The 25306-nt window shown below is 38.6% G+C and carries 29 protein-coding genes and 1 other annotated feature; of the genes, 23 read left to right on the plus strand and 6 right to left on the minus strand.

The window, feature by feature from the left end:
• Positions 1 to 12: 12 nt before the first annotated feature.
• From BKO01S_RS03570 to solA, 3 genes are read left to right on the plus strand one after another with little or no spacing between them, the layout of a single operon-like run.
• Positions 13 to 513, plus strand: coding sequence for a TRAP transporter small permease (locus tag BKO01S_RS03570; protein ID WP_066048697.1), 501 nt, complete (start codon positions 13 to 15; stop codon positions 511 to 513).
• Positions 514 to 1809 carry a TRAP transporter large permease gene (locus BKO01S_RS03575; protein WP_066048700.1) on the plus strand — a complete coding sequence of 432 codons (1296 nt, stop codon included), beginning with the start codon at positions 514 to 516 and terminating at the stop codon, positions 1807 to 1809.
• Positions 1810 to 1844: 35 nt separating this feature from the next.
• Positions 1845 to 2969: an N-methyl-L-tryptophan oxidase gene (solA, locus tag BKO01S_RS03580; RefSeq protein WP_066048703.1), complete on the plus strand. Its 1125-nt coding sequence runs from the start codon at positions 1845 to 1847 to the stop codon at positions 2967 to 2969.
• Between the two features lie 77 nt (positions 2970 to 3046).
• On the opposite strand, the gene BKO01S_RS03585 is transcribed toward solA, so the two are convergent.
• Positions 3047 to 3439 carry a DUF2243 domain-containing protein gene (locus BKO01S_RS03585; protein ID WP_066048706.1) on the minus strand — a complete coding sequence of 131 codons (393 nt, stop codon included), beginning with the start codon at positions 3437 to 3439 and terminating at the stop codon, positions 3047 to 3049.
• Positions 3440 to 3745: 306 nt separating this feature from the next.
• On the opposite strand from BKO01S_RS03585, the gene BKO01S_RS03590 reads away from it, so the two are divergent.
• Genes BKO01S_RS03590 through BKO01S_RS24235 form a run of 3 tightly spaced genes read left to right on the plus strand, consistent with a single transcriptional unit; the run spans position 3746 to position 6225 of the window.
• Positions 3746 to 4552 (plus strand): carbon-nitrogen hydrolase family protein, encoded by an 807-nt coding sequence (locus tag BKO01S_RS03590; protein WP_066048709.1) that lies wholly within the window; start codon positions 3746 to 3748, stop codon positions 4550 to 4552.
• A complete protein-coding gene (locus tag BKO01S_RS03595) occupies positions 4549 to 6048 on the plus strand; it encodes a sodium:solute symporter family transporter (protein WP_066048712.1) in 1500 nt (499 codons plus the stop codon). The genes BKO01S_RS03590 and BKO01S_RS03595 overlap by 4 nt, the downstream gene beginning before the upstream one ends.
• A 15-nt stretch (positions 6049 to 6063) precedes the next feature.
• Positions 6064 to 6225 (plus strand): hypothetical protein, encoded by a 162-nt coding sequence (locus tag BKO01S_RS24235; protein WP_157077276.1) that lies wholly within the window; start codon positions 6064 to 6066, stop codon positions 6223 to 6225.
• Between the two features lie 41 nt (positions 6226 to 6266).
• Here the strand turns inward: BKO01S_RS24235 and BKO01S_RS03600 are convergent, their stop codons facing one another.
• The gene (locus tag BKO01S_RS03600; protein ID WP_066048715.1) at positions 6267 to 6761 is read right to left on the minus strand and encodes a metallophosphoesterase family protein; all 495 of its coding nucleotides are present in this window, start codon (positions 6759 to 6761) and stop codon (positions 6267 to 6269) included.
• Positions 6762 to 6921: 160 nt separating this feature from the next.
• Here BKO01S_RS03600 and BKO01S_RS24565 point away from each other — a divergent pair, with 160 nt between their 5' ends.
• Positions 6922 to 7071 (plus strand): hypothetical protein, encoded by a 150-nt coding sequence (locus BKO01S_RS24565; protein ID WP_198158756.1) that lies wholly within the window; start codon positions 6922 to 6924, stop codon positions 7069 to 7071.
• Between the two features lie 25 nt (positions 7072 to 7096).
• Here the strand turns inward: BKO01S_RS24565 and BKO01S_RS03605 are convergent, their stop codons facing one another.
• Positions 7097 to 7885 (minus strand): LysR family transcriptional regulator, encoded by a 789-nt coding sequence (locus BKO01S_RS03605; RefSeq protein WP_066048718.1) that lies wholly within the window; start codon positions 7883 to 7885, stop codon positions 7097 to 7099.
• A 116-nt stretch (positions 7886 to 8001) separates the two neighbouring features.
• On the opposite strand from BKO01S_RS03605, the gene BKO01S_RS03610 reads away from it, so the two are divergent.
• From BKO01S_RS03610 to BKO01S_RS03665, 12 genes are all read left to right on the plus strand, one after another.
• Positions 8002 to 8550, plus strand: a complete 549-nt coding sequence (locus BKO01S_RS03610) for a DUF4865 family protein (protein WP_066048722.1) — start codon at positions 8002 to 8004, stop codon at positions 8548 to 8550.
• Positions 8551 to 8700: 150 nt separating this feature from the next.
• Positions 8701 to 10224, plus strand: coding sequence for a methyl-accepting chemotaxis protein (locus BKO01S_RS03615; protein WP_066048725.1), 1524 nt, complete (start codon positions 8701 to 8703; stop codon positions 10222 to 10224).
• A gap of 84 nt (positions 10225 to 10308) precedes the next feature.
• Positions 10309 to 11430 carry a GGDEF domain-containing protein gene (locus tag BKO01S_RS03620; protein ID WP_232311146.1) on the plus strand — a complete coding sequence of 374 codons (1122 nt, stop codon included), beginning with the start codon at positions 10309 to 10311 and terminating at the stop codon, positions 11428 to 11430.
• A gap of 109 nt (positions 11431 to 11539) precedes the next feature.
• Entirely contained in the window at positions 11540 to 12964 is a 1425-nt protein-coding gene (locus BKO01S_RS03625; RefSeq protein WP_066048730.1) for an amino acid permease, read from the plus strand.
• A gap of 80 nt (positions 12965 to 13044) precedes the next feature.
• The gene (locus tag BKO01S_RS03630) at positions 13045 to 14151 is read left to right on the plus strand and encodes a D-TA family PLP-dependent enzyme (RefSeq protein ID WP_066048733.1); all 1107 of its coding nucleotides are present in this window, start codon (positions 13045 to 13047) and stop codon (positions 14149 to 14151) included.
• Positions 14152 to 14402: 251 nt separating this feature from the next.
• Positions 14403 to 14735 (plus strand): nuclear transport factor 2 family protein, encoded by a 333-nt coding sequence (locus tag BKO01S_RS03635; RefSeq protein WP_066048736.1) that lies wholly within the window; start codon positions 14403 to 14405, stop codon positions 14733 to 14735.
• Positions 14736 to 14837: 102 nt separating this feature from the next.
• Positions 14838 to 15062 (plus strand) — a binding site (T-box leader).
• A 46-nt stretch (positions 15063 to 15108) separates the two neighbouring features.
• Positions 15109 to 16800, plus strand: coding sequence for a 2-isopropylmalate synthase (locus BKO01S_RS03640; protein WP_066048742.1), 1692 nt, complete (start codon positions 15109 to 15111; stop codon positions 16798 to 16800).
• Between the two features lie 131 nt (positions 16801 to 16931).
• Positions 16932 to 17348, plus strand: a complete 417-nt coding sequence (locus BKO01S_RS03645; RefSeq protein ID WP_066048745.1) for an RrF2 family transcriptional regulator — start codon at positions 16932 to 16934, stop codon at positions 17346 to 17348.
• 64 nt (positions 17349 to 17412) lie between these two features.
• Positions 17413 to 17712 carry an iron-sulfur cluster assembly accessory protein gene (locus tag BKO01S_RS03650; RefSeq protein WP_066048748.1) on the plus strand — a complete coding sequence of 100 codons (300 nt, stop codon included), beginning with the start codon at positions 17413 to 17415 and terminating at the stop codon, positions 17710 to 17712.
• Positions 17713 to 17763: 51 nt separating this feature from the next.
• Positions 17764 to 18123, plus strand: coding sequence for an IDEAL domain-containing protein (locus BKO01S_RS03655; RefSeq protein ID WP_066048749.1), 360 nt, complete (start codon positions 17764 to 17766; stop codon positions 18121 to 18123).
• A 15-nt stretch (positions 18124 to 18138) separates the two neighbouring features.
• Positions 18139 to 18453, plus strand: a complete 315-nt coding sequence (gene trxA / locus BKO01S_RS03660) for a thioredoxin (RefSeq protein ID WP_066048753.1) — start codon at positions 18139 to 18141, stop codon at positions 18451 to 18453.
• Between the two features lie 188 nt (positions 18454 to 18641).
• Positions 18642 to 18797 carry a YjcZ family sporulation protein gene (locus BKO01S_RS03665; protein ID WP_066048756.1) on the plus strand — a complete coding sequence of 52 codons (156 nt, stop codon included), beginning with the start codon at positions 18642 to 18644 and terminating at the stop codon, positions 18795 to 18797.
• Between the two features lie 70 nt (positions 18798 to 18867).
• On the opposite strand, the gene BKO01S_RS03670 is transcribed toward BKO01S_RS03665, so the two are convergent.
• Positions 18868 to 19326 carry a GNAT family N-acetyltransferase gene (locus BKO01S_RS03670; protein ID WP_066048761.1) on the minus strand — a complete coding sequence of 153 codons (459 nt, stop codon included), beginning with the start codon at positions 19324 to 19326 and terminating at the stop codon, positions 18868 to 18870.
• A gap of 165 nt (positions 19327 to 19491) precedes the next feature.
• Between BKO01S_RS03670 and BKO01S_RS03675 the strand changes: the two genes are divergently transcribed.
• The gene (locus tag BKO01S_RS03675) at positions 19492 to 20226 is read left to right on the plus strand and encodes a polysaccharide deacetylase family protein (protein ID WP_066048763.1); all 735 of its coding nucleotides are present in this window, start codon (positions 19492 to 19494) and stop codon (positions 20224 to 20226) included.
• 61 nt (positions 20227 to 20287) lie between these two features.
• Here the strand turns inward: BKO01S_RS03675 and BKO01S_RS03680 are convergent, their stop codons facing one another.
• Both BKO01S_RS03680 and BKO01S_RS03685 read right to left on the minus strand, forming a co-directional pair.
• Positions 20288 to 21604: a prolyl oligopeptidase family serine peptidase gene (locus BKO01S_RS03680; RefSeq protein WP_066048764.1), complete on the minus strand. Its 1317-nt coding sequence runs from the start codon at positions 21602 to 21604 to the stop codon at positions 20288 to 20290.
• A gap of 267 nt (positions 21605 to 21871) precedes the next feature.
• Positions 21872 to 22396 carry a DinB family protein gene (locus BKO01S_RS03685; protein ID WP_066048768.1) on the minus strand — a complete coding sequence of 175 codons (525 nt, stop codon included), beginning with the start codon at positions 22394 to 22396 and terminating at the stop codon, positions 21872 to 21874.
• A 90-nt stretch (positions 22397 to 22486) separates the two neighbouring features.
• Here BKO01S_RS03685 and BKO01S_RS03690 point away from each other — a divergent pair, with 90 nt between their 5' ends.
• From BKO01S_RS03690 to BKO01S_RS03700, 3 genes are all read left to right on the plus strand, one after another.
• Positions 22487 to 23272, plus strand: coding sequence for a GNAT family N-acetyltransferase (locus BKO01S_RS03690; protein ID WP_066048772.1), 786 nt, complete (start codon positions 22487 to 22489; stop codon positions 23270 to 23272).
• Between the two features lie 270 nt (positions 23273 to 23542).
• Positions 23543 to 24250 carry a CAP domain-containing protein gene (locus BKO01S_RS03695; protein ID WP_066049568.1) on the plus strand — a complete coding sequence of 236 codons (708 nt, stop codon included), beginning with the start codon at positions 23543 to 23545 and terminating at the stop codon, positions 24248 to 24250.
• Between the two features lie 141 nt (positions 24251 to 24391).
• A complete protein-coding gene (locus BKO01S_RS03700) occupies positions 24392 to 24817 on the plus strand; it encodes a hypothetical protein (RefSeq protein WP_066048776.1) in 426 nt (141 codons plus the stop codon).
• Positions 24818 to 25306 lie beyond the last annotated feature (489 nt).

The following is a 25306-nucleotide window of genomic DNA, read 5'->3' on the forward strand; positions in this document are numbered from 1 at the left end:
AGAGGTGTTAATGTGACTATTCTTTCAAGCATTTGGGGTTGGTTAAGCAAAATCCAGAAATTATTAATGATCCTTTCGAGTATCGGGATTGTGCTGCTTTTAGCGGTAATTGTAATATTACGATATGTAATCAAAGAGGATATTCAAGGAATCGAGGAGCTTCTACTTCTTCCAGCCTTTTATCTCTATTTTATGGGGGCTTCGTATGCAAGCTATGAAAATAGTCATATTTCCGCTGATATGTCTAATGATTTTATAAAAAACCAACGAGTGCGTTTTATCGTAAATCTATTAGCCTTAACTATTACTTTTGTTTCCTCTGTATTCTTTTTCGTTTGGAGCTTTAATCAATTCTATTGGAGTTATACCGCAAAAGGTGCAACAGCCATTTGGGGAATCCCTTTGTTTGTTGTTTATTCCTCAGTGTTGGTTTCCTTCGTTTTAATCGTTCTTTATAATCTTATCCATCTTGTTAATCGAGTAAGAGATTGGAAGAAAGAGTGGGTGAAGTAAATGGAGATCGTCATAGCCTTACTACTTTTAGTGCTTTTGTTGATGATCGGGGTTGCGGTACCATTTGCCTTTTTTACCACCATCATCTACCTGATTTTTTCACTTGGATATGATTCAAGTTTCTTGGTTCCTTATGGGTTTAGCCAGATTGGAAATGTCGTGCTGCTCGCGATCCCGCTCTTTATTATGGCCGGAGGCTTAATGGACCGTGGGGGAATTGGGGACAAAATCGTTGATCTTGCCGATGTCCTGGTAGGAAAGACAAAAGGAGGATTAGGTATTGTTGCCATCGTATCCTGTGGGATCTTTGGTGCTATTTCAGGTAGCGGTTCTGCAGCCTTAACCAGTATAGGCTCCATTATTATGCCGCGTTTAGAGAAAAATGGCTATCCACGAGGATTTACTACTTCCTTGATAACAAGTGCTTCCGTATTGGGACTTCTCATTCCTCCGAGCGGATTAATGATTTTATATGCTTGGGCATCGAATCAATCCGTTTTGGCTAGTTTCTTAGCCACCGTAATCCCTGGGATTATCCTCGCCATCTTTTTAAGTATCGTTAATATTGTGTATTTTAGAATAGCAAAAATCACTCCAAAAGGTGACTATACAGATGAGAAATTCACCATCCGTCTAAGAAAGAGTACCATTTCTGCCGTTCCGGGACTAATGCTTCCGGTCATTATATTAGGGGGGATTTATGGTGGTTTCGTAACTCCGACGGAAGCGGCGGGGATTGCCGTTGTTTATACCATTCCTGTTGGTTTTTGGATATATAAAAGATTGAACAGAAAAAACTTCTTCGAGGAGCTGACGAAAACAGCGACAACAACAGGAACGATTATGATCATGCTTTTTTCGATCATGATGTTAAGTCGAATCTTTGTGATGGAAGGCGTACCGGCCAGACTAACGGACTTGTTACTATCAATTACAGAAAATAAGGTTCTATTATTGTTAATCATTAATTTAATTCTTTTAATCATAGGGATGCTGATGGACGATGCAAGTGCCGTATTGCTAGCTACCCCTGTTCTTCTACCAATTGCCATGAATATAGAAGTCGATCCGATTCATTTTGCAGCCATCGTAGGGGTCAACCTTGGTTTAGGCTGTATTACTCCACCAACCGCTCCATTACTATATTTAGGGTCAAGAATTGGAAAAACACCTGTAAAAGAGATGCTTGGGCCTACATTTTTATTAATCATTTTCGCCTGGGTTCCAACCCTAGTCATCACTACTTTTTTCCCTGAAGTAGCTCTATATTTACCTACCCTTCTGTTAAACAGATAGGATACTTGAAAATAGAAAATAGGAGTGGATGAACGATGAAAGAGACTGTGGGTGTGATTGGTGTAGGTACAATGGGGAGCATGCTTATGTGGCAACTAGCGAAAGCGGGAATTTCGGTTATTGGTTTTGAACAATTCGGAATCGGTCACGATCGCTCAGCAGCAGGCGGGGAATCAAGGGTGTTTCGTACGGCTTATTTCGAGGGACCGGAATATGTACCACTATTACTAGAGTCATATAAGCTTTGGAGAGAGCTTGAACAAGAAACAAACACCAATCTACTCATGTTAAATGGTGGCTTGATGATTGGGGAAGAGACGGTTCTTGGGAATGTTTTAAAAAGTGTGGAAGAGTATAAGCTCGATCACGAAATATTAACCAGTCAAGAGGTCATGCGAAGATATCCTCAGCACAAGCTATCCAAAACCGAAATGGCTGTATTAGATAAACAAGCCGGCTTTATTAGACCGGAACTAGCTGTTGTGGCTGCAGCAGAAGCAGCTAAGGAAAAGGGGGCTGAGATCCTTTCATATACAAAAGTAGAAGATATCTATCATTCTGGGGAAGGGGTCATTGTAAAAGCAAATAGTAGAGAATACAAATTTGATAAAGTGTATATTACCGCAGGGCCATGGACCAAACAATTTATGCCACAGGTAGAGCCACACTTTTCTGTCAAACGGATTGTTATGACCTGGTATCCTTCAAAAGATATCAGCCAATACACGAAGGAACGCTTTCCAGTTTTTGCTCGATTAGGAAAAGACCATGACTACTTTGGGATTCCTGTACTGGATGGAAGTATGGTGAAAATTTCACGTGTTGGTTATTATGATGAAGTGTCTAACCCAGATAAGGTAAATAGGGAGGTGACACCCGAGGAACTTCAACAAATCAATTCCTTTGTGAAAGTTCATATGAACGGAATTCTCCCAGCTCCTACTAGAATAGGAGTGTATATGGACGGATATATGTCTGATGAGCACGCCATTATTGGTCAAGTCCCTCATCTGAAACATGTGTATATGTTGGGAGGCTATTCCGGTCACGGGTTCAAAATGGCACCTGTCATGGGGAAAATTGCCTTAGATCTACATAGTAAAGGGGAAACGGAACTCCCTATTGAACATTTAAACCTCTCCAGATTTGCTTTTACGTGAACCAGGTTTTGTGCTGAAAAGATGTAAAGGTGCTCAATGAATACATTGAGCACCCTTCATCGTTAATAGATTATTCATTATAAACCTATTTCCTTATTCTCACTTATTCTAAATGTTCGTTCTCTTCTAATCCCATATAATAAAAGACACGTTCCACCTACTACAAACAATGGCTCCAACCAATTGGCTTCTGGCCCACTGGTAATTCGGTGAAGCTGAAAGATCCAATGAAATACAACAATATCAAAACTTAGGAACAGACCGGTTGCCACGATAAATCCATGGAAAAAGGATTTCGAAAAGAATCGGTAAAACAATGTCATAAGTATAAGAAGGATGAGTATCCCAAATCCAACCGCTCCAATTCGTTCTGGTGCTGTGTTGGCTTTCATCCCAAATGCTAACGCATCTATGATGTGAAAAAGAAAATCCACTGTAAAAAAACCTGCAATTGCTCCTAAAATTCTCATATGAAAACTCCATTTCTATTCAAAAGTCTTATCCATTATACCTTGTAACATATCAAACTGTTAAACGGTTAGAACACGGTAAAAGATAATATACGGAATGTTCCTTGTTAGAAAATATTACTAGCTTATAGATGAAACAAGAGTCATATTTTTATAATAAAGCATAAACCTAGTCCTTTAACATTATGTTAAAAACAACCCTATAAAAATTTAACAATGTGACTAGGGTTAATCACAGCTCCACAGGATATAATTACATCAAGAAATGTCAGATTAATCAAAATATTAACACAAGGTGGGAAGTCTATGAAAATAGCTTTAGTACAAATGAAGCCTGTACTCCATGATAAACCGAAAAACCTCGAAATGATGCATTACCATATCCAGAAAGCATCCCTGCAGAAATGCCAGCTTATCTTGTTTCCTGAACTTGTGTTAACAGGTTATTTTACCCGTGAAAAAACAAAAGAACTAGCGGAAGACATCAATGGAGAGAGCATCCTTCAACTAAAAGACTGGGCCCGTGAATACAACCTAATGATTATTGCAGGTTTTCCAGAGAAAGTAGAGGAGGAGGTGTTTAATTCGGCCGTTATCATTGATCAGAAGGGGGAGATAGTCGGTACATATCAAAAAGTCCATTTATGGGATGAGGAAGAGAAGTATTTTTCTGCAGGACAGAACTTTCCGGTATGGCAAACAGTTTTCGGTACGATTGGGGTCATGATTTGCTATGACACCGAGTTTCCGGAGACTGCTCGAATTCTAGCAGAAAAAGGAGCTAGTATCATATTGGCTCCAACCGCGAATATGACACCACTGGAGCATTTACAAAAGACTTATATACAAAGCCGTGCAGCTGAAAATCAAGTATTTGTCGCTACGACGAACCGGATTGGAGTGGAGGAGACAACCCACTTTTTTGGACAAAGTGCAGCTGCCAATCCATTTGGAGAGTTATTAGTTCTAGGTGGTGGAGAGGAGAATCAATATTATGTCGAAGTAGATTTTTCTGAGATAAAGGCTGCTAGAGATAAGTTCTGTTATCTAGCTGATCGGAGACCAAGTGTGTACCAATCGGCCATAAATCGAAAGGGGGAAACGATCGTATGAACAGTCCAATGATGGGATATTCCGTTATTATTCTATTTGCCATTATCATGACGGTCATTACCCTTTTTATTAATAAAAAGGATGGCAATCAAAATGTGGATGATTTGCTAACGGCGGGACGAAGAGTTCCGTTCGGCCTCGTTGCAGCCAGTGTTTGTGTGGCCTGGATCTGGACGGGCACGATCATGGCTTCAGCAGAAGCGGGGGTATGGTTTGGAATTAACGGCGGCTTTAACTATGCCTGGGGGGCAGTCGTTCCCTTTATGATTTTCATCCCCATCGCGTTACGTTTAAGAAAGATTATGCCAAAGACCACTACATTTATTGAATTTATACGCGAACGATTCGGTACGAAGTTAGCTAATGTGTATTTATTTTTTGGAATTGCCTTGGTTTTATATGTTTGTGTCATGCAGGCAGTAGGAATTGCGTATGCCTTCGAATATACCTTTCAATTAAATTTTAAGATCGTTGCTTTCCTATCAGCGATCCTCTTCTCAAGCTTCATTGCCATGTCTGGGCTAAAAGGCTCCATCTATAATTCGGTCTTCCAATTTTTCATTATTATGATAGTTATTTTCGTGACGATTCCACTTATTATTAAGAGCGTTGGATTAGAAAATATGTACGAAGGTATGCTACGGGCTGCGACGGATACAGGTCATCCACAGCACAATCCGGATGCGTTGAACTTCTTTGGCTCTGCCGGGTGGATGTATGGTTTATCTGCTGTGGTCATTGCCATGGGTCAGGTTGTTCTAAGTCAGGGGTATTATTCAACAGCCGCCGCTGCTTCCAGTTCAAAGGGATTGTTTTGGGCCTATCTAATCGGAACCATCCTTGCTTGGTTACCGATACCAATGATATTTGGTAATGTGATTGGCGGAAGTGTCTATCATTTAGGTGTGTCTTCAGAAGAGCTTGGGGTATCTACGGGAGCAGCGCCGTATATATTTAATTATTTTCTTGGGAGCGGTGGCGCAATCATCTTTGTCATTATGATCTTTATGGCAGGATTAACAACGGGTGGAAATGGTCTTGCAGGACTTCAAGCGATGCTGACAATTGATTTTTATAAAAGGTACGTGAACAAACAAGCGACTGAAAAACAACAACTTGCGTTCGGTCGAGGGATCATTTTTATACTAGGTATCACTATTGGGATTTGTGCTCTATTTTTAGATGGTGTGTCCTTATTAACCATTGATATATTTAGTGGTATCTTATTTGCTGCTCCAACTGCGTCGTTAATTATTGGCTTATGGTCTGGTCGCTTAAACCCTAAAGTTTCGTTGTTGTCGATTGTTGTTGGATTAGGATCGGGATTAGCAGCCTACTTTATGATAGCCAATGATGATTTGAATTGGTTTGTAGGGAATATGCTATCACTCTTTTTACCATTTATTATTATCCTGTTTAGCCTACCATTTACAAATAAGAAATATGACTTTAGAAAGCTGAAAGAATATCAACCGGAACACAAAATTAACATATAAAAAGGAGGCTAACAGATGTCATTTGGTGCCTATCAGTTTTTTAATTGGCTCATTTTTATCTGGTGCGGACTGGGAATGTTGTTTATCGCTATTGCGTCTATTCGGGAAGTATTTTTTCAGTTGAAAAAGTCAGTGAAACCGAAGGATCGGAATTCGGGAACCGATATAAAGATTTAAGGGGCAGAGGGAACACCTCTGCTTTTTTGATGTATATTTACTTATTCTTTTTCAAAAAACACATGCTCCGCATGAAGTCCGTTGTTCACGGAAATGATACCGAACGAAGGTTTCGGCTGTCTTCTTTTGTCCGTACAAGATCCTGGATTGAATAAGAGAACACCATTCACTACTTTTAGAACCGGAATATGAGAATGTCCAAAGATAATACAGTCAACAGGTGTTTCCGAAAAGGCTTCCACCGCACGCCTCTCTGTTGTCCAGCGTTTGCCATGACCATGAACGACTCCAATTTTGAATCCTTCTACTTCTATTATTAGCTTTTCGGGAAGAAGGGAGCTCACCTCATCTGAGTCCACGTTTCCAAACACGCCTTTTACTTCTCCGTATTGTAATAACTTATGATAAACCTCTACGGTCTGCCAATCTCCTGCATGAATGATCAGATCACTTTTCTGTAATTCCGTAACGACCTGGTGAGGAAGTGCTTTTGCTTTCTTTGGCATATGTGTATCAGAAATAACGACTATTTTCATATTGGACCTCCTATCTTCATTATTATGCAGTATACACTTACCGTTTTTATATAGTTATTTTTTAAAAACAAATCCCCCTAAATATATAGAGTATTGCTAAATGTTTTGTAGAAAACTAAAAATAGCAAATACTTATGTTTCTGGAAGGAGAGTGTAGGCATTGAACCAAAAAGACCCTTTTGAATGTCAGGAAGATATGGACCAAGTGCATCACCAGCTTATCGAACAAATTGCCCGTATCAGTGTTGATGAAGAGGAAGAACGGATGAAAGCAGAATTGGAGCTTCAAAATCAGGAAAAAGCTGACTGAGCAGTCAGCTTTTTTCGTACCTATGTTATTCAAAAATCATCCTTGGGACAGATTTTCTATTAGATGAGGAGCTGAAAAAGTAAACCGGTAAAGGTTTTACCGCTACTGTCTTAATGACTTCTAAAGGCTTGTTATCGATAGGCAAAAAAGCAATACCTTGCCCATGAGCAACCAATTCCTTGATAAGAGAATATGAATCAACTTGCTGAAGTTGGTTCTTAGATAATTTTTGTTCCTCCAAAAATTCAATGGTTCGATTTCGATAAGGACACATCGTATCATGATTTACAAAAAAGACCTCTTTTGAAAAATCGATGGTTGTTTTCCCTTTCGTTTTTAAAAGCCCCATGGAGATGGTCGAGCTGAATACGTTATGTAGTTCAGGATCTTGATGATTTAGATAGGTGATGATCATATCCACCTTTTGTGATTGTAAGAGTGGGAGCAATCGGCTACTATTTTCCATATATAGTTGAAAGTCCGTGACATTCTCATTTATTCGTGTGTGCAAATAATTTAAAAGGATGGCTTGGCTCGTCCCGATACGATAGGGTTTGTTCTCCAATTGAATTTCATTTCTAGCCTCTTCTAATAACTTCAAGATCTTATTTGTATAACCTAATAAAATTTCACCAGAAGGCAGTAATGTGACCCCTTTATTTGTTCGATGGAGTAAGGGTGTTTCTAGCTCTTCTTCTAGTCTTTTGATTCTTTCTGTAACATTTGGTTGTACATAACCTAATTCCTTTGCTGCTTTACTAATTGATCCTTCTGTAACTACTGTCTTAAAAATAATTAGATCATTTAATTCCAATGAAATCATCCCCTTATAGGCATAATTGTAAATGATACCATCATAAAAGATAACTATTTTACCAGTACTTATTTCTGCCCTATCATATTTATAGTAAAGGATGAGGATGTGAGAAGATGATAGGAATGCAGTATAAGATCATTTTGCCAAAGGATTATGATATGGGTATTATTAGAGATAGGGTAGAGCAAAATGGCTCAAAGATGGACGGGTTCCGCGGGCTTATTTTCAAAGCCTATCTAATTACGGAAAAGGGCAGACAAGACAACCTATCCAATTCCTATGCACCTCTATATCTTTGGGAGGACCCGGATGGAATGAACCGGTTTTTATTCGAAGGATATTATGACAATATATTAGAATCGTTTGGATGGCAACATATCTCAATTGGTGTTCCTAACTCCATGGTCTTCAATGAAGGGTTCGAGAAAAGCCGATATGTAGTGGAGTATCAAGGGACGATTCAGGAAGCTGGAACTTTAATGAATACGAACTTTTATACATGTGATACGTTTATTCAAAATGTTGAAATAAGTGTGGGGAGTTTACTGATATATAACCCTGATAAATGGAGATATAGTCACTTTCGCTTTTTTCATGAAGAGCCTATAATCGAACCTTCCCCCTCAATCACCCTATATGAAGTACTTCATATTTCACAGTAAGCTCTCAATAAACCAAGATAACCATAAACCCAGATTGGTTCGTAAATCTGGGTTTTTGCTGTTTTCATTTTTATTTTTGGAACCACTAGAAAAATGTCGAATATTGTCGAAATATAGAATAGAAGCTTTATTCATGAGGGGGAGAATACGATGGAAGCCACACTAGGAAAATTAAGAATTATGAATTTATTAACAGGGATTTTTGTTTTACTGCTTATTGGCGTTCATGTCACGCACAGATATTTTGATTTTTTTGATCTCTTACAAGCATCACATACACATGCTGTTCCTAATGGATTTATATTAAATATATTTTTGTTAGTACCAACTCTGCTCTATATTATTTCTTTACTTTTGTATCATAAATGGGTTACTTATCATACATTCCTTCCACTAGTGCATACGGTTACACTAACCTTTATCAGTATATCCATGATTGCCGGAGGAGGTATGGTGGAATATCACTTCTCTATTTTTATGGTTATTGCCGTATTGGCCTATTACGAGTCAATTAAATTAATCGTTATTAGTACTGTCATCTTCGCAGTTCACCATTTATTAGGGTTTTTATTTTCTCCAGAACTACTTAGTGGTACTAGTGTTTTCCCATTCACTATATTCTTGTTACACGCTTTGTTTTTAGTACTAACGAGTGGAGCGACTATTTTACAAATCGTCAATAAACTTCGTTTTGAAGAAGTGACTAACAAGGAACGTGAAGAGAATCGTGTGAAATTTTCGCAAATTTATGTCCAGCTCGAAACAACAGTAAGGACAACATTACAAACGATCAATGATCTAGTGAATAGTATAAACATTACAAAAACATCAGCAGAAGAAATCTCTTCTACTTCCATGGAAATAGCCAATAGGTCCGAAAGACAAGATTCAGCGTCTAAGGAAAATGAACTTGCAATGAGGGAGATGTTGAGAGATGTAAAGAAAGTCTCTGAGAGCTCTTCGGTGGTGTGGAGTAGCTCGCGTGAGACTGTTAAAGAAGCAAAAATGGGAGAACAAGCAATCAATCAAACGATTTCTCAAATGGATTATATTCATGATTCAGTTACAGGGTTAGCAGAGACCATTGGGCAGCTTGATCAAAGGTCTCAAGAGATTGGAAGTATATTGAAAGTAATGACAGATATTACAGAACAAACCAATCTATTAGCACTAAATGCTGCGATTGAAGCTGCACGCGCGGGTGAACATGGGAAAGGATTTGCTGTTGTTGCATCGGAAGTAAGAAAGTTGGCCGAACACTCTAAAAGCTCTGCCTTCCAGATTGAGGGTATCATTGCAGAAATCCAAATGAGGACAATCCAAGCGAAGGAAGCGATGCAAAAAGGGATTAAAGAGGTAGACAGTGGGATTATGTACGTTCGCCAAACGGGTACTTCATTGGTTGGAATCTTAAATTATGCCGAAGAAGTATCCAAACAAATTGACGAAACGAATTCGATAGTGGAAAAAATGACAGAACGGTTTGAAGTATTATCTGCTATCATTCATGACATAGCGGAAATGTCCAAGTTAAATAATATACAAACCTCACATGTCAATACGTATACCAATGAGCAATTCTCTTCTATTCTTCAAATAGAGGGTGTTGCTGAAGGACTACAAAAAATGTCTAGTGAACTTGAAGAGCTAGTTAAGAAAGTGAAAACGGACTAGTTAATAAACAATGAGAGATCTTGGTTAATAGGATCTCTCATTTTATTTCCTAAAAAAGTGAAATATTACATGTAGTCTGGTAAAATGGAAATGCTTTTTATAGAAGGGATTGTTGCTATGCACGATATAATTGATATTTTTATCTCCAATATGGCTTTGATTATTTCTTTTATGTACATAACTCTAAAATTAAAAGAAGTGTATATTTCTAAATACAAAAATGTAAAAATCGTTCTTTGGATTTTACCACTTTTCATTAGCTTATTGAGCGTTTGGGTGATGCATCATCCACTACTAATTGATGGAATGAGAATAGATTTAAGGGGAGTGCCCCTTTTCTTCATCTCCACTCTTATGGGATGGAAGTGGGGAATTCTATCAATTCTTTTACCTATATGGTACAGATATGATTTAGGAGGACCAACCGTTATCCAAGGGATTACTCAGGCAATTATTGCTCCTTATGTAATTGGGGCATTGTTTCATAGAAAAAAACACTTTAATCCCCCTTATACGGTTCTGACCTTCAAGAATATGTTTACAGGTTTTATTTTTTACGAGCTGATCAAATCCTTTCTAATGTTTTGGACAACACCTGCGAACCTAACCAACATTATTCTTATGATTACTTTTGAAGCCATTGCATTATCAGTAATCACATTAATCAATAATGATGTGAATGCAAACTTACTCACTCGTAAAGAGTTGGAATTCCATTCAACGCACGATAATATGACGAGTTTATACAATCTTCGTTATTTTAAAAATAAGGTAAATGCCTATCTTAAAAAAGAGCATCCATTTGTCATTGCAATGTTTGATGTGGACTATTTTAAGGTATACAACGACAATCATGGGCATCCTGCTGGAGATATTGTCCTTCGAACGATTGGACAACTCCTAAAGGATAGTATGCGAAGAGACGATGTGTTTGCGAGGTATGGGGGAGAGGAATTTATTATTTGTTTCTCTAATGTATCCGATAGGAAAACGGCCTTTACGATTGCGGACCGATTTAGAAATTTGGTAGAGACGTACCCTTTTCCGGGTGAAGAACAACAGCCTAACGGAGTATTAACGATTTCGATGGGGCTTAGCACGGTTTCAACTAAGAAAGATCTTGATACACTTATTGAAGAAGCGGACAAGGCATTATATAAAGCAAAGAATGATGGTAGAAACAATGTCCAATCATACGAGCACTAGTAAGAGAAACGTTCCAGTTACCTAAATCACATATTTCTTCTTAAAAGTATCCTTTCTTCATTTGCGTAAATAATAACGGTACATCATGAAGAAAATGGGTGAAATTAGAATGAAGAAAGAAAGAAAAGGGTTGTCTGCCTGGCAGCTGACAATGATGGCGTTAGGAAGTGTCATCGGAGGTTCCTTTTTCCTCGGTTCAGCAGTTGCTATCAATGCGGCGGGACCAGCGATATTAGTATCGTTTATTTTAGGGGGAGCACTTGTTTATTTTATTCTGTATGCCTTGTCAGAGATGACGGTAGGAAGTCCAACGGTTGGTTCCTTTAGTACGTTCGCAGCTCGAGAGCTTGGACAGGGACCGGGTTTTGTTGTGGGCTGGCTTTACTGGACGGGTACGATTCTCTCCATGTCCAGTGAAGCGACGGCCATCTCCATGTTAATCACTAATTGGTACCCCAATGTGTCAATTGCTTTGCTGGGTGGATCGATTATTGTAGGGATTACGCTAATCAATTTACTTGGAGTAGACAAAATAGGAAAACTTACAAGTGGCTTATCAGCAATTAAGGTGTTCGCGATCATCTTTTTTATCTTAACCGCATTAGGGTTAATTTTAGGAGTGTTTCCTGGTACATCGGCGATCGGGTTAGGTGAAGTCACACGACAACCTTTAATGCCAGGAGGAGTTAGTGGAATTGCAGGGAGCATGCTGTTGGTCATCTTTACATATGCAGGCTTTGAAATTATAGCCCTTGCTGCAACCGAGGCCGACAATCCTACAGACACCATTCCAAGAGCTATTCGAAATACGGTGTTGTGTTTGGTAGGTTTGTATCTTTTGTATGTGCTTGTTCTACTACCACTAATTCCGACAGCTCTTCTAAGTGAAAACGTAAGTCCAATGGTTGCCTCACTTACTCGCTGGGGAATCGGTTGGGCAGGAACCGCATTGAACCTTGTATTAATCTCAGCCATACTTTCAGCTATGCTGTCTGCCGTATTTGGGTTAGGAAGAATGATTCGATCACTCGTAATTGAAGGTCATGCACCGCAGAAGTTAAAGGATAAAACTGACGTTCCTTATCGTGGAATATTATTTTCAGGATTAGCTATGCTCGCCGGCTTATTATTCGGCCTTTTGTTTCCAAGAGCTTATCTGGTCTTGATTACATCAAGTGGGTTTGCTTTGATTTTCACCTACGCTGTTATCATGGCCAGTCATATTCGCTATCGCAAAAGGCATGGGTGTCCCCCAGGAGGTATTTGTCAGATGCCTGGATTTCCTTATACTTCGTGGATTGCATTGGTCAGCTTAATTATCGTGCTACTCAGCATGCCGTTAATTCCTGGTCAGACCGCTGGGTTGATTACTGGAGTTAGTATGGTAGTACTGTTCTCGTTGACCTATTTTATCGTGAGTCGAAGAGGCGGAATCGAAGGACAGGAAGATCGAGTTCGAGGAACGCTGCAATCCAATTTTGCTACGGAGTTTTCTCAAGAAATATATGGGGATGACAATAAGGATAAAAAGTAAAAAGAAACTCTTCTTGATCATTCAAGAGGAGTTTCTTTTTTGTATAATGGAAATAATCATCTTCAAAAAGGAGGGCGACTATGACCGAGATAATTTCGTTAGACACACCTTCATTGCTTCTTGATTATCACAAACTCTTATCGAACCTTAACGAAATGACATCCTTCGCAAAAGAACAGGGAATTTCTTATCGACCACATATTAAAACACATAAATCGATAAAAATTGCCCAACTTCAATTACAAGCAGGTGCTGTTGGGATTACGACGGCGAAAATTAGTGAGGCAGAAGTCATGGCAGCTGGCGGAATCAAAGATATTCTAATCGCTTATCCTATTTCTAGTCCAGATAAAATCAAACGATTAGTCAAACTTCTCGAACTAGGCATACAACTAAAAGTGTCGGTTGATAACACCGAATCTTTATCATTTTTACAAAAAGAGTTGGAGCATACTCCGTTTATCCTTGAAGTTTGGATCAAAGTAAATTCAGGATTAAATCGCTGTGGGGTAGATCCGGGGAAGGAAGCTGTCATCTTAGCGAAGGCGGTTATGACTCATTCTAGGTTAAAACTCGGTGGAATCTTTACACACGCAGGTCATTCCTATGCCGCAAAAACAAAGGAAGAAATTGAGACAATCGGACTTCACGAGGGCCATGCGGTTGTAGAAAGTGCAATTGAGTGTGAAAAAGAAGGAATAAGCATTCCTGTTCGTAGTGTCGGTTCCACACCCACCTATAAGACCGCTGGGAGGATTAATGGGGTAACAGAAATTCGACCTGGAAATGCTGTGTTTTTTGATGCTATTCAGGCTGGATTGGGTGTGACTTCTATTGATCGTTGTGCGTTATCACTGCTTGCTTCAGTAGTGGGAGTCTATAAGGACAGAGTCATTTTTGATTCAGGAAGTAAATCACTTTGCTTAGACAAAGGAGCTCATGGAAATCAAACCGTTACTGGTTTCGGGCAGGTGATAGGACATCCGGAAATCGTCATAGAACGTTTGTCGGAGGAACATGGGGTTGGAGTTTTGTTAGAGGCGACAACGTTAAAACTGAATGATAAAGTACAAATCATTCCCAACCATGCATGTACGGTGGTTAACCAGTTTGAAGAATATGTGGTTCATGACAATGGCCGTGTAATGGATGTTTGGAAAGTGGATGCTCGGGGGATGGTTACGTAAATGTAAGGTTGATTCAGACAAAATTGATACCGTTATAACAACAGGAGTCCGAATCAGGACCTCATTCAGATAAGAACGACAGGGATAATCCAATCCAAGTCTGAATAAAGGGTTAAATAAGACAGGAAGCAACTTATAAATTCACACAAACGTCTTCATCAACAGGCATTACATGGCTAAAAGCTATAAGTAACTAAGACAATGAAATACTAAGTTAAAATAAGTTTATGATTAATAATGAGGTGAACCCATTGTCCATAGAAACCATCGTCCAACAACAAATCGATTTTTACAACGCCGGTGATCTTGATGGCTTTGCAAGTACATATTCCGATGATATCACCGTCTATACCTTTCCAGACAATACGGTAACATTACACGGGAAGCAGGCACTAATAGATAGATATACGGAAACCTTCAAAAAGAACATGCACGCAGAAATCAAAAATCGCTCCCTTGTTGGAAACAAGGTAATTGATTGGGAGTTTGCCACGAATGGTGTAACTGGTGAAACGGTCAGTTTAATGGCGATTTACGAGGCGAAAGACAATCTCATTTCCAAGGTGTGGTTCATAAGAGAGTAAGCGCTTTCTAAATAAACTATATTTTCACACAAATAAAAATTTTTCAAAAATACGATTGACTTATCCCATAACTCGTAATAGAATTAAGAAAATTTAAAAAGTTGAAACACAGTGAATGGGAATATTAAGGTTCATTTATTGTATAGAGAGCTGTCGGTTGGTGAAAGACAGTCAATAAATCCCCCAACTCGCCCAGAAGTGGTAAGGCTGAAGTGGTAGTAGGCCTTAACGGATGACAACCGTAATCAAGTCATAAAGTGGGTTTGTTGCATCTAGCATCGAACCAAAAAGAGTGGTACCACGTAGGCAAAGCCTGTCGTCTCTTATGAGATGATGGGCTTTTTATATTTTCTGAAGAAAGGTCGTTGTGACAATGGAAAAATTCGAGAAGTACTCTAGAAGTTATTTTATGCCTCCTGTCAAAAGCATGAAGTGGATGGAGAAGGAATACATTACAGAAGCGCCTTTATGGTGTAGTGTGGATTTAAGGGATGGGAACCAAGCATTGGTGGTTCCATTAACACTTGAAGAAAAGCTAGAGTACTTCCAATTGCTCGTAAAAATTGGGTTCAAAGAAATTGAAGTTGGCTTTCCAGCAGCCTCTGAAACCGAGTACACATTCTTACGGACATTAATTGAACAAAATTTAATTCCAGACGATGTAACGATCCAAGTGTTAACACAATCAAGGGATCATATCATTAAGAAAACGTTCGAATCATTACAAGGGGTAAAGAAAGCGGTTGTACACTTATATAATTCAACGTCTGTTGCTCAAAGAGAACAGGTGTTTAGAAAATCAAAAGAGGAAATCATTGATATTGCGGTAACAGGTGCGAAGCTCCTACAGAAGTATGCGGCGGAAACTGAAGGGGAGTTTGTTTTCCAATATTCGCCTGAAAGCTTTACAGGAACGGAAATGGAATTTGCTCTAGATATTTGTAATCGAGTCCTTGACGTCTGGCAGCCAACAGCTCAGAACAAGGCGATTATCAATCTACCGGCGACGGTCTCTCACTCGATGCCACACGTGTATGCGAGTCAAATCGAGTACGTGAGTGATCATCTAAGCTACCGAGACCATGTCATCCTATCGATACACCCACATAATGACCGAGGTAGCGGCATTGCTGATGCGGAATTGGCGGTGTTAGCAGGCGGACAACGTATTGAGGGAACATTATTTGGTAACGGTGAAAGAACAGGGAATGTCGATATCGTGACACTAGCTCTGAACTTGTATTCTCACGGCGTTGACCCACAGCTACACTTTGAAAATGTCATTGAAATAATGGAAACGTACGAACGTTTAACAAAAATGAAGGTTCATGAAAGACATCCGTACGCTGGCAAGCTAGTATTCACGGCTTTCTCAGGATCACACCAGGATGCAATTACAAAGGGCTTTAAGTGGCGTGAAGAAAAGGACAATACCACTTGGAATGTTCCTTACCTAGTCATTGATCCAAAGGATATCGGAAGAGAATACGAAGGAGATATTATTCGTATCAATAGCCAGTCTGGTAAAGGCGGAATTGGTTATCTATTAGAACAGCAATACGGTTTTGATCTTCCACCGAAAATGCGTGAACACTTTGGTTATGCCGTCAAAAATGTCTCTGACCATGAAAATAAAGAGCTTATGCCTAGTGAAATCTACGACATCTTTATCAATGGTTATGTGAATATTGTTGATCCAATTCAGTTTATTCAATCGAAAACAGCTAAGAATGAAAACTACGATACCATCGTAACGGTTCAATTTGAAGGAAACGAACTTGAGCTTCCGGGTGTTGGAAATGGACGACTGGATGCCGTGAGCAATGCGCTACAAACGAGGTTCGGCATTGAGTTTAGCGATTTAGAGTACAAACAGCATGCGCAAGAAATGGGATCAAAATCAAATGCCGTCTCCTACATTGGTATAAAAGATCAAAATGGAACCGTCCATTGGGGCTGTGGAATCGATACAGATATCATGACTTCCTCTATCCGTGCACTGTTTAGTGCCGTGAACCACTTGGTGAAAAGCAATCAGAAAGCAGAAGTGATTGTTCATAATTAAAAAAAGAACCTAAATCATCTACTGATTTAGGTTTTTTTCTTTTCTGCATATAGGTTTTTGTACTTGACATCTTTTACTGTAATGAATATTATTACAGTAAGCTTTGAAAACAATTCGTAGGAGGCAACCCATTGAATAGTGATTTTACACTTGCGATTCACAGTTTAACTCTTCTGGCGTTGCAGCCGGACCGAATGTCAACTAGTGAGTATATTGCGGAGAGTGCAGGAGTACATCCCGTTCGTATTCGAAAAGTGCTAAGCTTATTAAAGAAAAATGGCTTTATTACATCCAAAGAAGGCACAGGTGGCGGATTTATTTTTGCCTTAGAGTTGGATCAGGTCAATCTTTGGGATATTTATCAAATCACTTCTGAAGGTGCTCTTCAGCCCAAATGTACAGAGTCTAACGGTCAGTGCATTGTTGGAGCGAATATGAAAAGTGTCCTGTTCACTATCTTTATGGGGGCGGAAGAACATTTAGGTCTATATTTAAAAGATTACACAATAAAAGAAGTAGTTGAATTAGTGAAACAAAAAGAAGCATAAATCCCACTTTGCTTTTTCGAATAAATGTAATAAAAATTATTACAGATAAAAAGGAGATCTACCCATGAAAGTAAAAATCAATCGTAACGCAGCAAAGATGTTAAAAAAGATGTTGGAAAGCGAAGAGGCACAAGGCAAGATGATTCGTGTATACGTGACAGAAAACCATGTGAATCACGCGCATTTTGATTTGAAGTTAGACACGCCTACGGAACATGATGAAGTGGTCAAAACAGACAAAGACATTGATATTCTTCTAGATACTCGTGAGGAATTTTTAGATGGTGTATGGATTCAGTACTTCTTTTTACCAAAGGAGGAATTTTTGATTACAAATCCATCAACAGGATTTCATCAACATTAAAGCTTATTTGAAATGTAACATAATAAATTACAGTTAAGGTGGTGCGAAGGGATGAAACCTTTCCAAACAGGAGAATGGGTTAGAGGAAAAACAAACTACGGTGAGTTGTTTCATGGCTATATTCATAGTGATGAACCATTTTCTCAAAACATGAAAGTTAGGGTCGTTAAAAGTGACAACGAAGAAATGGAGGGAAGGGTCATCTCCGCGAACCCTATTAAAATGAGTCCGCTAGAAACATCCGTCACTTATTCAAAGAAAGCAATTCAAGATCTTATTGATGTCGCGCTTATGATAAAAGATAAAGAGTGGTTTATGGAGCTCACCTCGTTACTTCCTAAAGAAACAAAAGAAGCTCAAACTATTAATAAATCAGCCTATAATCGCATAGAAAAAAGACAGAACATCTAAGAAAGAGGGATAATGATGAGCATAATCAATATTACAGATTCAACGTTTAAAAATGAAACAAAGGACGGTTTAGTTCTTGTTGACTTTTGGGCACCTTGGTGTGGACCATGTAAAATGATTGCTCCCGTTCTTGAAGAAATAGATGAAGAAATGGGAGATCAGGTGAAAATTGTGAAATTAAATGTAGATGATAATCAAGTAACCACAGCTGACTTTGGGGTCATGAGCATTCCCACACTCCTACTATTTAAAGACGGTGAAGTAGTGGATAAAGTAATTGGCTTTCAACCAAAGGAAAATTTGGTGGAGATGATTTCTAAGAATCAATAAACTAATAAAGGCTTACAGATTAAAATCTGTGAGCTTTTTTGTGTTGATTCCTTGTTCGAGAAAAATCGCTGGATCAAAAATAAATAGGCAAACAACCATTTCGTAAAAAAATAGGAAATTACCCACTCAAATCGGGTCCTACCGCAATAGTTTGTTATTAATCCTATCAAAAGAAAGGAGAATGAAACATGGGATTTGGTTATGGTAATTATGGATATTGCGGTGCTGGATTTGGTGGTTATGGCTACGGAGCTGGAGTAGGTGGCTTCGGTGGAGGCGGAACATTTGCCTTAATCGTAGTGCTGTTCATTTTATTAATTATTGTTGGGGCGGCTCTTTGTTAATGGTTAGCCCGTAATATAGAAGGCTGCACTTCTTCTAAGAAGTGTGGCCTTTTTATTTCTCCCATTGTTCTCAATCAGCTTTGCTGGAATCCTCCAATTGTAATTCCATAATCGTAGAAATTTTTTTAAACCCAAGCGCTTGATACAAATTCTTAGCCGGGTTTCCGGAGAATACATTCAACTGGATTGTATTTATACCTTCCTTTTGAAGATTTTGGATGGCTGCTTTCATTAGTCTTTTCCCTATACCAAATTTTCTAAAAGAAGGAAACACATATAATTGGACAAGATGTCCGATCTGCTGACCAGTCATCGGATTCCAATCGTTCGTCAATAAAATCCAGCCTTTAATCATCCTACTTTCCTCTTCAATTAAATAATAGCCACCATTTTGAATGACCGGTAGAAACATAGCATACGAATATTCGATATTGTTAGTGGCATATCCCATTGTGCTTTCATTTATTACCAATCCAGAAACCTTAAGAATATAGTCAGTTTCTACTGCATTAGCTCTTCTTATCGCCATACAAGCACCTCCAGATATTACATATCCATACCTTTCGTAATAATATATATACGATTTAGATTGAGGTGCTTGGTTTAATTTTTTAAATTGATAAATATAGAAGTATTCCTAATGAACCATACTAGGTAGAGAATGAAACTGAAATAGATTAGAGAGGGTTTGCTTATGAAAAAAACACCAATAGCAGCATTACTTATTCTTATCCACATTCTTCCATCACCAATATTTGCCCAACAAAAAGTACCTATCTTAATTTATCATTCCATCGATAAATATAATGGTCTCGGTTCTAAGGAATTATATGTCACTCCACAAAATTTCGAGGAACAAATGAGGTATTTGCGAGATCATGGGTTCACATTATTCACATTTGAACGTTGGCAGGACATGAATAAAGTTAATAAGCCGATTTTCATTACCTTCGACGATGGGTACAAAAACAACTGGAATGTGATAGAAATATTTCAAAAGCTTCGAAATGAACGTTTCCAACCGACGGCGACTTTTTTCGTTATTTCTGATTTTATCGGTCGTTCCAACCGATTATCACAATCGGATTTAAAAAGGATAGCTGTAGAAGGGATGATCTCGATCCAATCACATACCGCTACCCATCCAGATTTGACGAAAGTAGAAAATTATCCATATGAACTGAAAGTATCGAAAGATAAAATAGAACAAATAACAAACAAACCAGTGGTTGCACTTGCCTATCCATTTGGGGCTGTGAATAAAAAGGTTATTGAAGAAACAAAGAAATACTATTCATTTGGTGTGACGACCATTCCAGAAAAATTTCAAAAGACAGGCGGGAAAGATGAGCTTTATCTATTGCCACGAATATATATTAAGTATTCGACGAGTCTTGAGGAGTTCGCAAAAATCGTTGAGGTAGAGTAGAAGGGAGTAGATAGTAAAAAAAAATGCATTCTAATGAAAGAATGCATTTTTCCATCCATATTTATTTTGACTGAGCTGCCATCCATTCCATGATCGTGGTTGATTTGCCATTGATTGTAGTGACTGGGTCGTTGTTGTAAACATAAATCCAAGACCAATGTCCAGGGTATTGGTGGGGCGTACCGTCTGCATTTTTATATAATCCGGATGTATCATGAACATCGTCAAATAATGATAAGTGGACATTTGTGGCTCCTGCTGCAAGTAAACGGTTATAGGTTGGTACGGTGTTTTGATCAGGTAGAAGCGTTGTGTCATTCTTAGCGTGTACAAACCAAATCGGTGTTTCTTTCAAGGCTTGGATATCAGCATCCGAAATTAACCAATCTCTTAATCCTTCACAGACAGGGAAGGCAGCTGCAAAGTATTGTGGGTAATCACGAATCATTAACATGGTCATATAGCCACCATTAGAAGCTCCACCAATGTATATGCGATTTGGATCAACATCTTTATGATTGGCAACATAGTCCTCAATTAAAGCTATAAGGGCCTCTTGATAGATCGAAGTGCCATCTGCGTTACCTGTAAAACCTTCCATCCACCTAGTTGGAGTTTGAGGTACTAACACATGAGCACCATCAAAGTATGCTTGAATCTCATCTGACGCAAAAGCAGTGGCTTTATTTGCGGCGAGTGGAATCGTCGCATCTGTTCCACCTTCGCCACCACCGTGTAACCAGATGACTAACGGATTCTTTTCTACCCCTTTCGTCTTTTGAGGTTCATAGTTTGCATAAGTTAGTGTCGTGTCCTCATGTGTAAAGCTTCCTGTTGAAAAATCTTCTATCAACTCACGAATTTCTCCATTCGATTTGCTAATGGTTAAACCGGAAATGGTTCCTGATTCGTACACGATGTCTTTCGTTTGGGTGATCGTATAGTCTGTTTCAATCCACAAATTTCTACCATAATAATTTAGGGGGGAACCAAGTGAAACACTCGGACCAATCTCCATTTCTAATACCACGTATTTCCCTCTTACGGCTGGTTTTCCTTTAGCATCAGAAACATAAGCATCTGTTACTTTACGATACCCCTCCTCTAAAAAGGGATTGGCCAATCTGTTGTCACTTCTTTTTACATGTACTTGAAACGTTTCCTCTAATACAGAACTCTGGGGAATAGGTGTATTGATGTCGACGATCACCTTTGTAACGGCGGCACCCCAATCTTCAATTTCAGTGACGGTTTGAAATGAGGCGGTGGTTGCGCCTAATGGTTTTGCCGATGAATGTCCGCTGAATGAAAATGTCATAGCAGCTGTAATAGAAACTAACATAGCGGATTTTGCATGCTTTTTCAATGTGTTTAGCACGTTCTTTTTCCTCCTTAAATAAGTAGTTCCATTAGGAAAAAAATGATCCCTCCTCTACCATTCTATGTAAGCCCTTACATAACTAAGGTATCACGAATAGGAAATATAATATGGGCTGATAAATAGCACTTTTTTGAGATTAACTGTATTTTTTTATTAACTTTCTGAAAATTTAATAAATTGTTATAAATACAAGAGTCACATTACCTAAAATAGGGGGACTTTAGTTCTGAAAAAAAACGGTGGAGAATCACCGTTTTTTTAAACCTACTTTTTCAAAACTCCTAAGTATTCCTCCCAAGGTCCAACATCTAACCGGTAGCGTTTAGCCATTACACGAACAATTTGTGTAATATGAGTAAGATCATGTACGACCCAGGTGGAAATTAATTCTCTAGCCTTTACCACACCAAAAGCTGCATGGATACCCGTTTGCTCAAGCTTGTTTTCTGAATCCATTAGTACCTTAAGCTTTGTGATATTATCCTCACGTAATCTTTTAAACTCTTTAATCTTTTCAACCAGAGTCTGTTCGGGCTTTTGTTGCAAATGGGCAAAACGGTCAAAAGGAGGAAATGATTTGCTTTCTCCATCCTCGAGAATCATCTGTAACCGAGGAATCCAATTCGTCGTTTCTCCATCTATCAGATGATCGATGATTTGCATAGTATTCCAAGTGCCTTCACCTTCATTGCCATGTAACCAACCTTCTGAGAGACCTAGAAGGAAGGATTCTAATGTTCGAGGAGTTTTTTCTAATACCTCTATAGCTTCGCTTAAGTTGAAATTCATATGAAATCTCCTTTCTTAAATAAATCTGGATTAATTAGGCAATTTTCAGTATACTTCAAGTAATTTATTTCTAATAGGGAGAGAACGACTGTGAGACAAGTTACATTTAAAGATATACATAAAGTAGGTCATATTGTACATGAAACGCAACAGCTTAAGCATATCCATTATCCCGAAATGCTTTCAAGATATAATAGTAATTTTATAGAGTATAAAACATGGGTAGCTGTAGAAGAGTTCCAACAAGATTTACAATACTTACGTGAGTTCCATATGAAAAATGACCAAAAGCATGTGAAATTTTACTTTCCAGCGGACGAAGAAATCCCTGATCAAATAAAGGATGTTTTAACAAAATACCAATTTGAAATAGAAAAATTAGAATTATATACGTTAGAGCCAAACCGGTTTCCACCCGTTGAAGATCACCCAGATATCAGCGTTCACCAGGTCACTGAGGAAAACCTAGAGGACTTTTTATCACTACAGTACCAGCAGGATATTCCATTTGGAACAAATTTTGCTGAGCAAAAAATTGCCTTGTACAAGAGTTTTTTTGAAGATCCAATAATTGTTCAGTTACTTGCGTATTACAAAGGAATACCAGCTGGATCTGTTCACTTAATTCTTTCTGATGCCACTGTTGAAATCGATGATTTCTCGGTAAAGGCAGATTATCAGCGCAAAGGGATTGGAACAAGACTTCAAAAATACGTCATGGAACATTTCTCAGATAAAACGATCATTTTAGTAGCAGAAGGCAGCGATACACCAAGAGAAATGTACCAAAAGCAAAATTATCAATGTGTCGGATTCCGATATGAAGCGACGAAAGTCTATAAATCAGTAAAAACTCCAGCTTTGACATTATTCTGAAATATTTGTAAAAAAATGAACGAATCTCAAGGCCTGTCAACCCCAGACTATAGTATATATGTTGGTAGCCCTTCAAATATTTAGTAGACTTTGGGGAGATGAGAAAAATACTAGAATTTCCTAGTAAGGTAAGTGAAATGAAGCTAAAACGGTAAAACGATGCATGGGGCTATAAAAAGTTGTTAATTCCTTCCTGAAATATGACAAAAAACCTATGATACGATGAATTTGTCATGAACGACCAATTGATTTTAGGAGGAAGAAAACATGATAAAGAAAAAAGTCATTCTTACAGTGGCAGCTGCTGCAGCGTTAGCCGTAGCAAATCCAATGGGAGAAAAAGCTAGTGCTGCTGAAAGTACAACTACTGTTCAACAGAAAGTTTTTGTATATCAAGGCTCTAACGTAAATGAATTAAATAGTTATCTTCAAAAGTATTTTGCTAATCTAGGAATCAAGTTCAATACGAATACAACAGCAAAGCCACAATCACAACAGCCAACTCAACCAACCAATGAAACAACTACAACACAAACACCTGTTCAACAGCCAGCATCATCAACGGAACCGACAGAACCGGCTCAAACAACAATTAGCTCATTAAGTGCCTATGAGCAAAAAGTGGTCGAACTTACTAACCAAGAACGATCAAAATATGGTTTAGCAGCTTTAAAAGCAGATACAGCTTTAAGCAAAGTGGCTCGTGAAAAATCACTTGATATGTCAAATAATGGATATTTCAGCCATGCAAGCCCAACGTACGGTTCACCTTTTGATATGATGAAGCAGTTTGGCATTTCGTATCAATATGCTGGTGAAAACATTGCCATGGGACAACGCTCACCTGAAGAAGTGGTACAAGCATGGATGAATAGTGAAGGCCACCGTAAAAACATCCTAAATGGGAACTTCAACTACATTGGTGTGGGTTATGTAGAATCAGGAAACTACTGGACACAAATGTTTATTGGTAAATAAAAGGGAGCTTATCCAATTGGATACGCCCTTTTTATATTTTTCTAGAAACCCTTCAGTGACATAACATAGATTGTCCCAAACATACAATGAAAGCATTAGAAGCCTATTCAGACGAGTCGTCATTATTAGGAGGGTGATTACATGTTAAAGCATGTATGGAAGAGCTATCGAATAATTCAAGAGTTACTCAAAGAATTTCCGGTAAGTAATACCCCTGTTGAACAACAGATGGCCCCTCTGCTTAATGGAGCAAATACCTTGCTATTTACGACTCTATCGACCTTACAACAATCAACCTTGGCGAAAAAGCAATTAAAATACTCGTTGTCGGCCATTTATCAAAATGCTGAGGAAATGGAGCGCCTAACGCGCACTTGGGTACGAGTATCAACCTGGATGGACAGCGCAGACAGTGATGAAATAGAGCACCGTAAGCAACTACTGTATCAATTACATGACCAATTAAAACAAATCGTCCCCTATATAGAAAATCTCTATGGAATGGAGGAAACCCTCACAATCGTTCCTGCGTTATACCGGACGAAGAAGGGAATGGTATCTAGTTAGGGATGTGGTATAGGTGAAGAACGTTACGAAGCTTCAAAAGCTCCAAAATGATGTTCATGAGCCGGATGAAGGACGTTACGCAGGTTCAAAAGCTTCGAAATGACGTTCATGAGGTGGATGAAGGACGTTACGCAGGTTCAAAAGCTCCAAAATGATGTTCATGAGCCGGATGAAGGACGTTACACAGTTTCAAAAGCTCCGAAATGATGTTCATAACCAAAATAAAGACTTCTAACCTAAATCAGCCACCGTAGATATGGTCTTCATTCCTCCGATGAAGACCTTTTTCTGTAAACAGAACTCTGGTAATGGTCTTCATTCCATTAATGAAGAACGTTTGAAATCATAAAACAAACTAATAGTCTTGATCGCCCGAATGAAGATATCCACTCAGTTACTCGTTAAAACTTCTGGTCGTCAGGAATCCCTATCCCAACAACAACACGATGATTCCTATATAATGATAGGGAATACTGTTTCAATACCAAA

Origin of the sequence: Robertmurraya korlensis NBRC 107688, assembly GCF_001591645.1 — a bacterium.
In the GTDB taxonomy this organism is placed as follows: domain Bacteria; phylum Bacillota; class Bacilli; order Bacillales; family Cytobacillaceae; genus Robertmurraya_A.

Bases quoted from the DNA above. Each gene is read 5' to 3' on its own strand.
- BKO01S_RS03655 (WP_066048749.1), top strand. From the start codon at position 17,764: ATGAAACCTTTCCAAACAGGAGAATGGGTTAGAGGAAAAACAAACTAC.
- trxA (WP_066048753.1), top strand. From the start codon at position 18,139: ATGAGCATAATCAATATTACAGATTCAACGTTTAAAAATGAAACAAAG.
- BKO01S_RS03640 (WP_066048742.1), top strand. From the start codon at position 15,109: ATGGAAAAATTCGAGAAGTACTCTAGAAGTTATTTTATGCCTCCTGTC.
- BKO01S_RS03670 (WP_066048761.1), bottom strand. From the start codon at position 19,326: ATGGCGATAAGAAGAGCTAATGCAGTAGAAACTGACTATATTCTTAAG.
- BKO01S_RS24235 (WP_157077276.1), top strand. From the start codon at position 6,064: ATGTCATTTGGTGCCTATCAGTTTTTTAATTGGCTCATTTTTATCTGG.
- BKO01S_RS03610 (WP_066048722.1), top strand. From the start codon at position 8,002: ATGATAGGAATGCAGTATAAGATCATTTTGCCAAAGGATTATGATATG.
- BKO01S_RS03575 (WP_066048700.1), top strand. From the start codon at position 514: ATGGAGATCGTCATAGCCTTACTACTTTTAGTGCTTTTGTTGATGATC.
- BKO01S_RS03685 (WP_066048768.1), bottom strand. From the start codon at position 22,396: ATGAATTTCAACTTAAGCGAAGCTATAGAGGTATTAGAAAAAACTCCT.
- BKO01S_RS03600 (WP_066048715.1), bottom strand. From the start codon at position 6,761: ATGAAAATAGTCGTTATTTCTGATACACATATGCCAAAGAAAGCAAAA.
- BKO01S_RS03620 (WP_232311146.1), top strand. From the start codon at position 10,309: ATGGAAATGCTTTTTATAGAAGGGATTGTTGCTATGCACGATATAATT.
- BKO01S_RS03615 (WP_066048725.1), top strand. From the start codon at position 8,701: ATGGAAGCCACACTAGGAAAATTAAGAATTATGAATTTATTAACAGGG.
- BKO01S_RS03630 (WP_066048733.1), top strand. From the start codon at position 13,045: ATGACCGAGATAATTTCGTTAGACACACCTTCATTGCTTCTTGATTAT.
- BKO01S_RS03700 (WP_066048776.1), top strand. From the start codon at position 24,392: ATGTTAAAGCATGTATGGAAGAGCTATCGAATAATTCAAGAGTTACTC.
- BKO01S_RS03675 (WP_066048763.1), top strand. From the start codon at position 19,492: ATGAAAAAAACACCAATAGCAGCATTACTTATTCTTATCCACATTCTT.
- BKO01S_RS03595 (WP_066048712.1), top strand. From the start codon at position 4,549: ATGAACAGTCCAATGATGGGATATTCCGTTATTATTCTATTTGCCATT.
- BKO01S_RS03665 (WP_066048756.1), top strand. From the start codon at position 18,642: ATGGGATTTGGTTATGGTAATTATGGATATTGCGGTGCTGGATTTGGT.
- BKO01S_RS03585 (WP_066048706.1), bottom strand. From the start codon at position 3,439: ATGAGAATTTTAGGAGCAATTGCAGGTTTTTTTACAGTGGATTTTCTT.
- BKO01S_RS03590 (WP_066048709.1), top strand. From the start codon at position 3,746: ATGAAAATAGCTTTAGTACAAATGAAGCCTGTACTCCATGATAAACCG.
- solA (WP_066048703.1), top strand. From the start codon at position 1,845: ATGAAAGAGACTGTGGGTGTGATTGGTGTAGGTACAATGGGGAGCATG.
- BKO01S_RS03650 (WP_066048748.1), top strand. From the start codon at position 17,413: ATGAAAGTAAAAATCAATCGTAACGCAGCAAAGATGTTAAAAAAGATG.
- BKO01S_RS03625 (WP_066048730.1), top strand. From the start codon at position 11,540: ATGAAGAAAGAAAGAAAAGGGTTGTCTGCCTGGCAGCTGACAATGATG.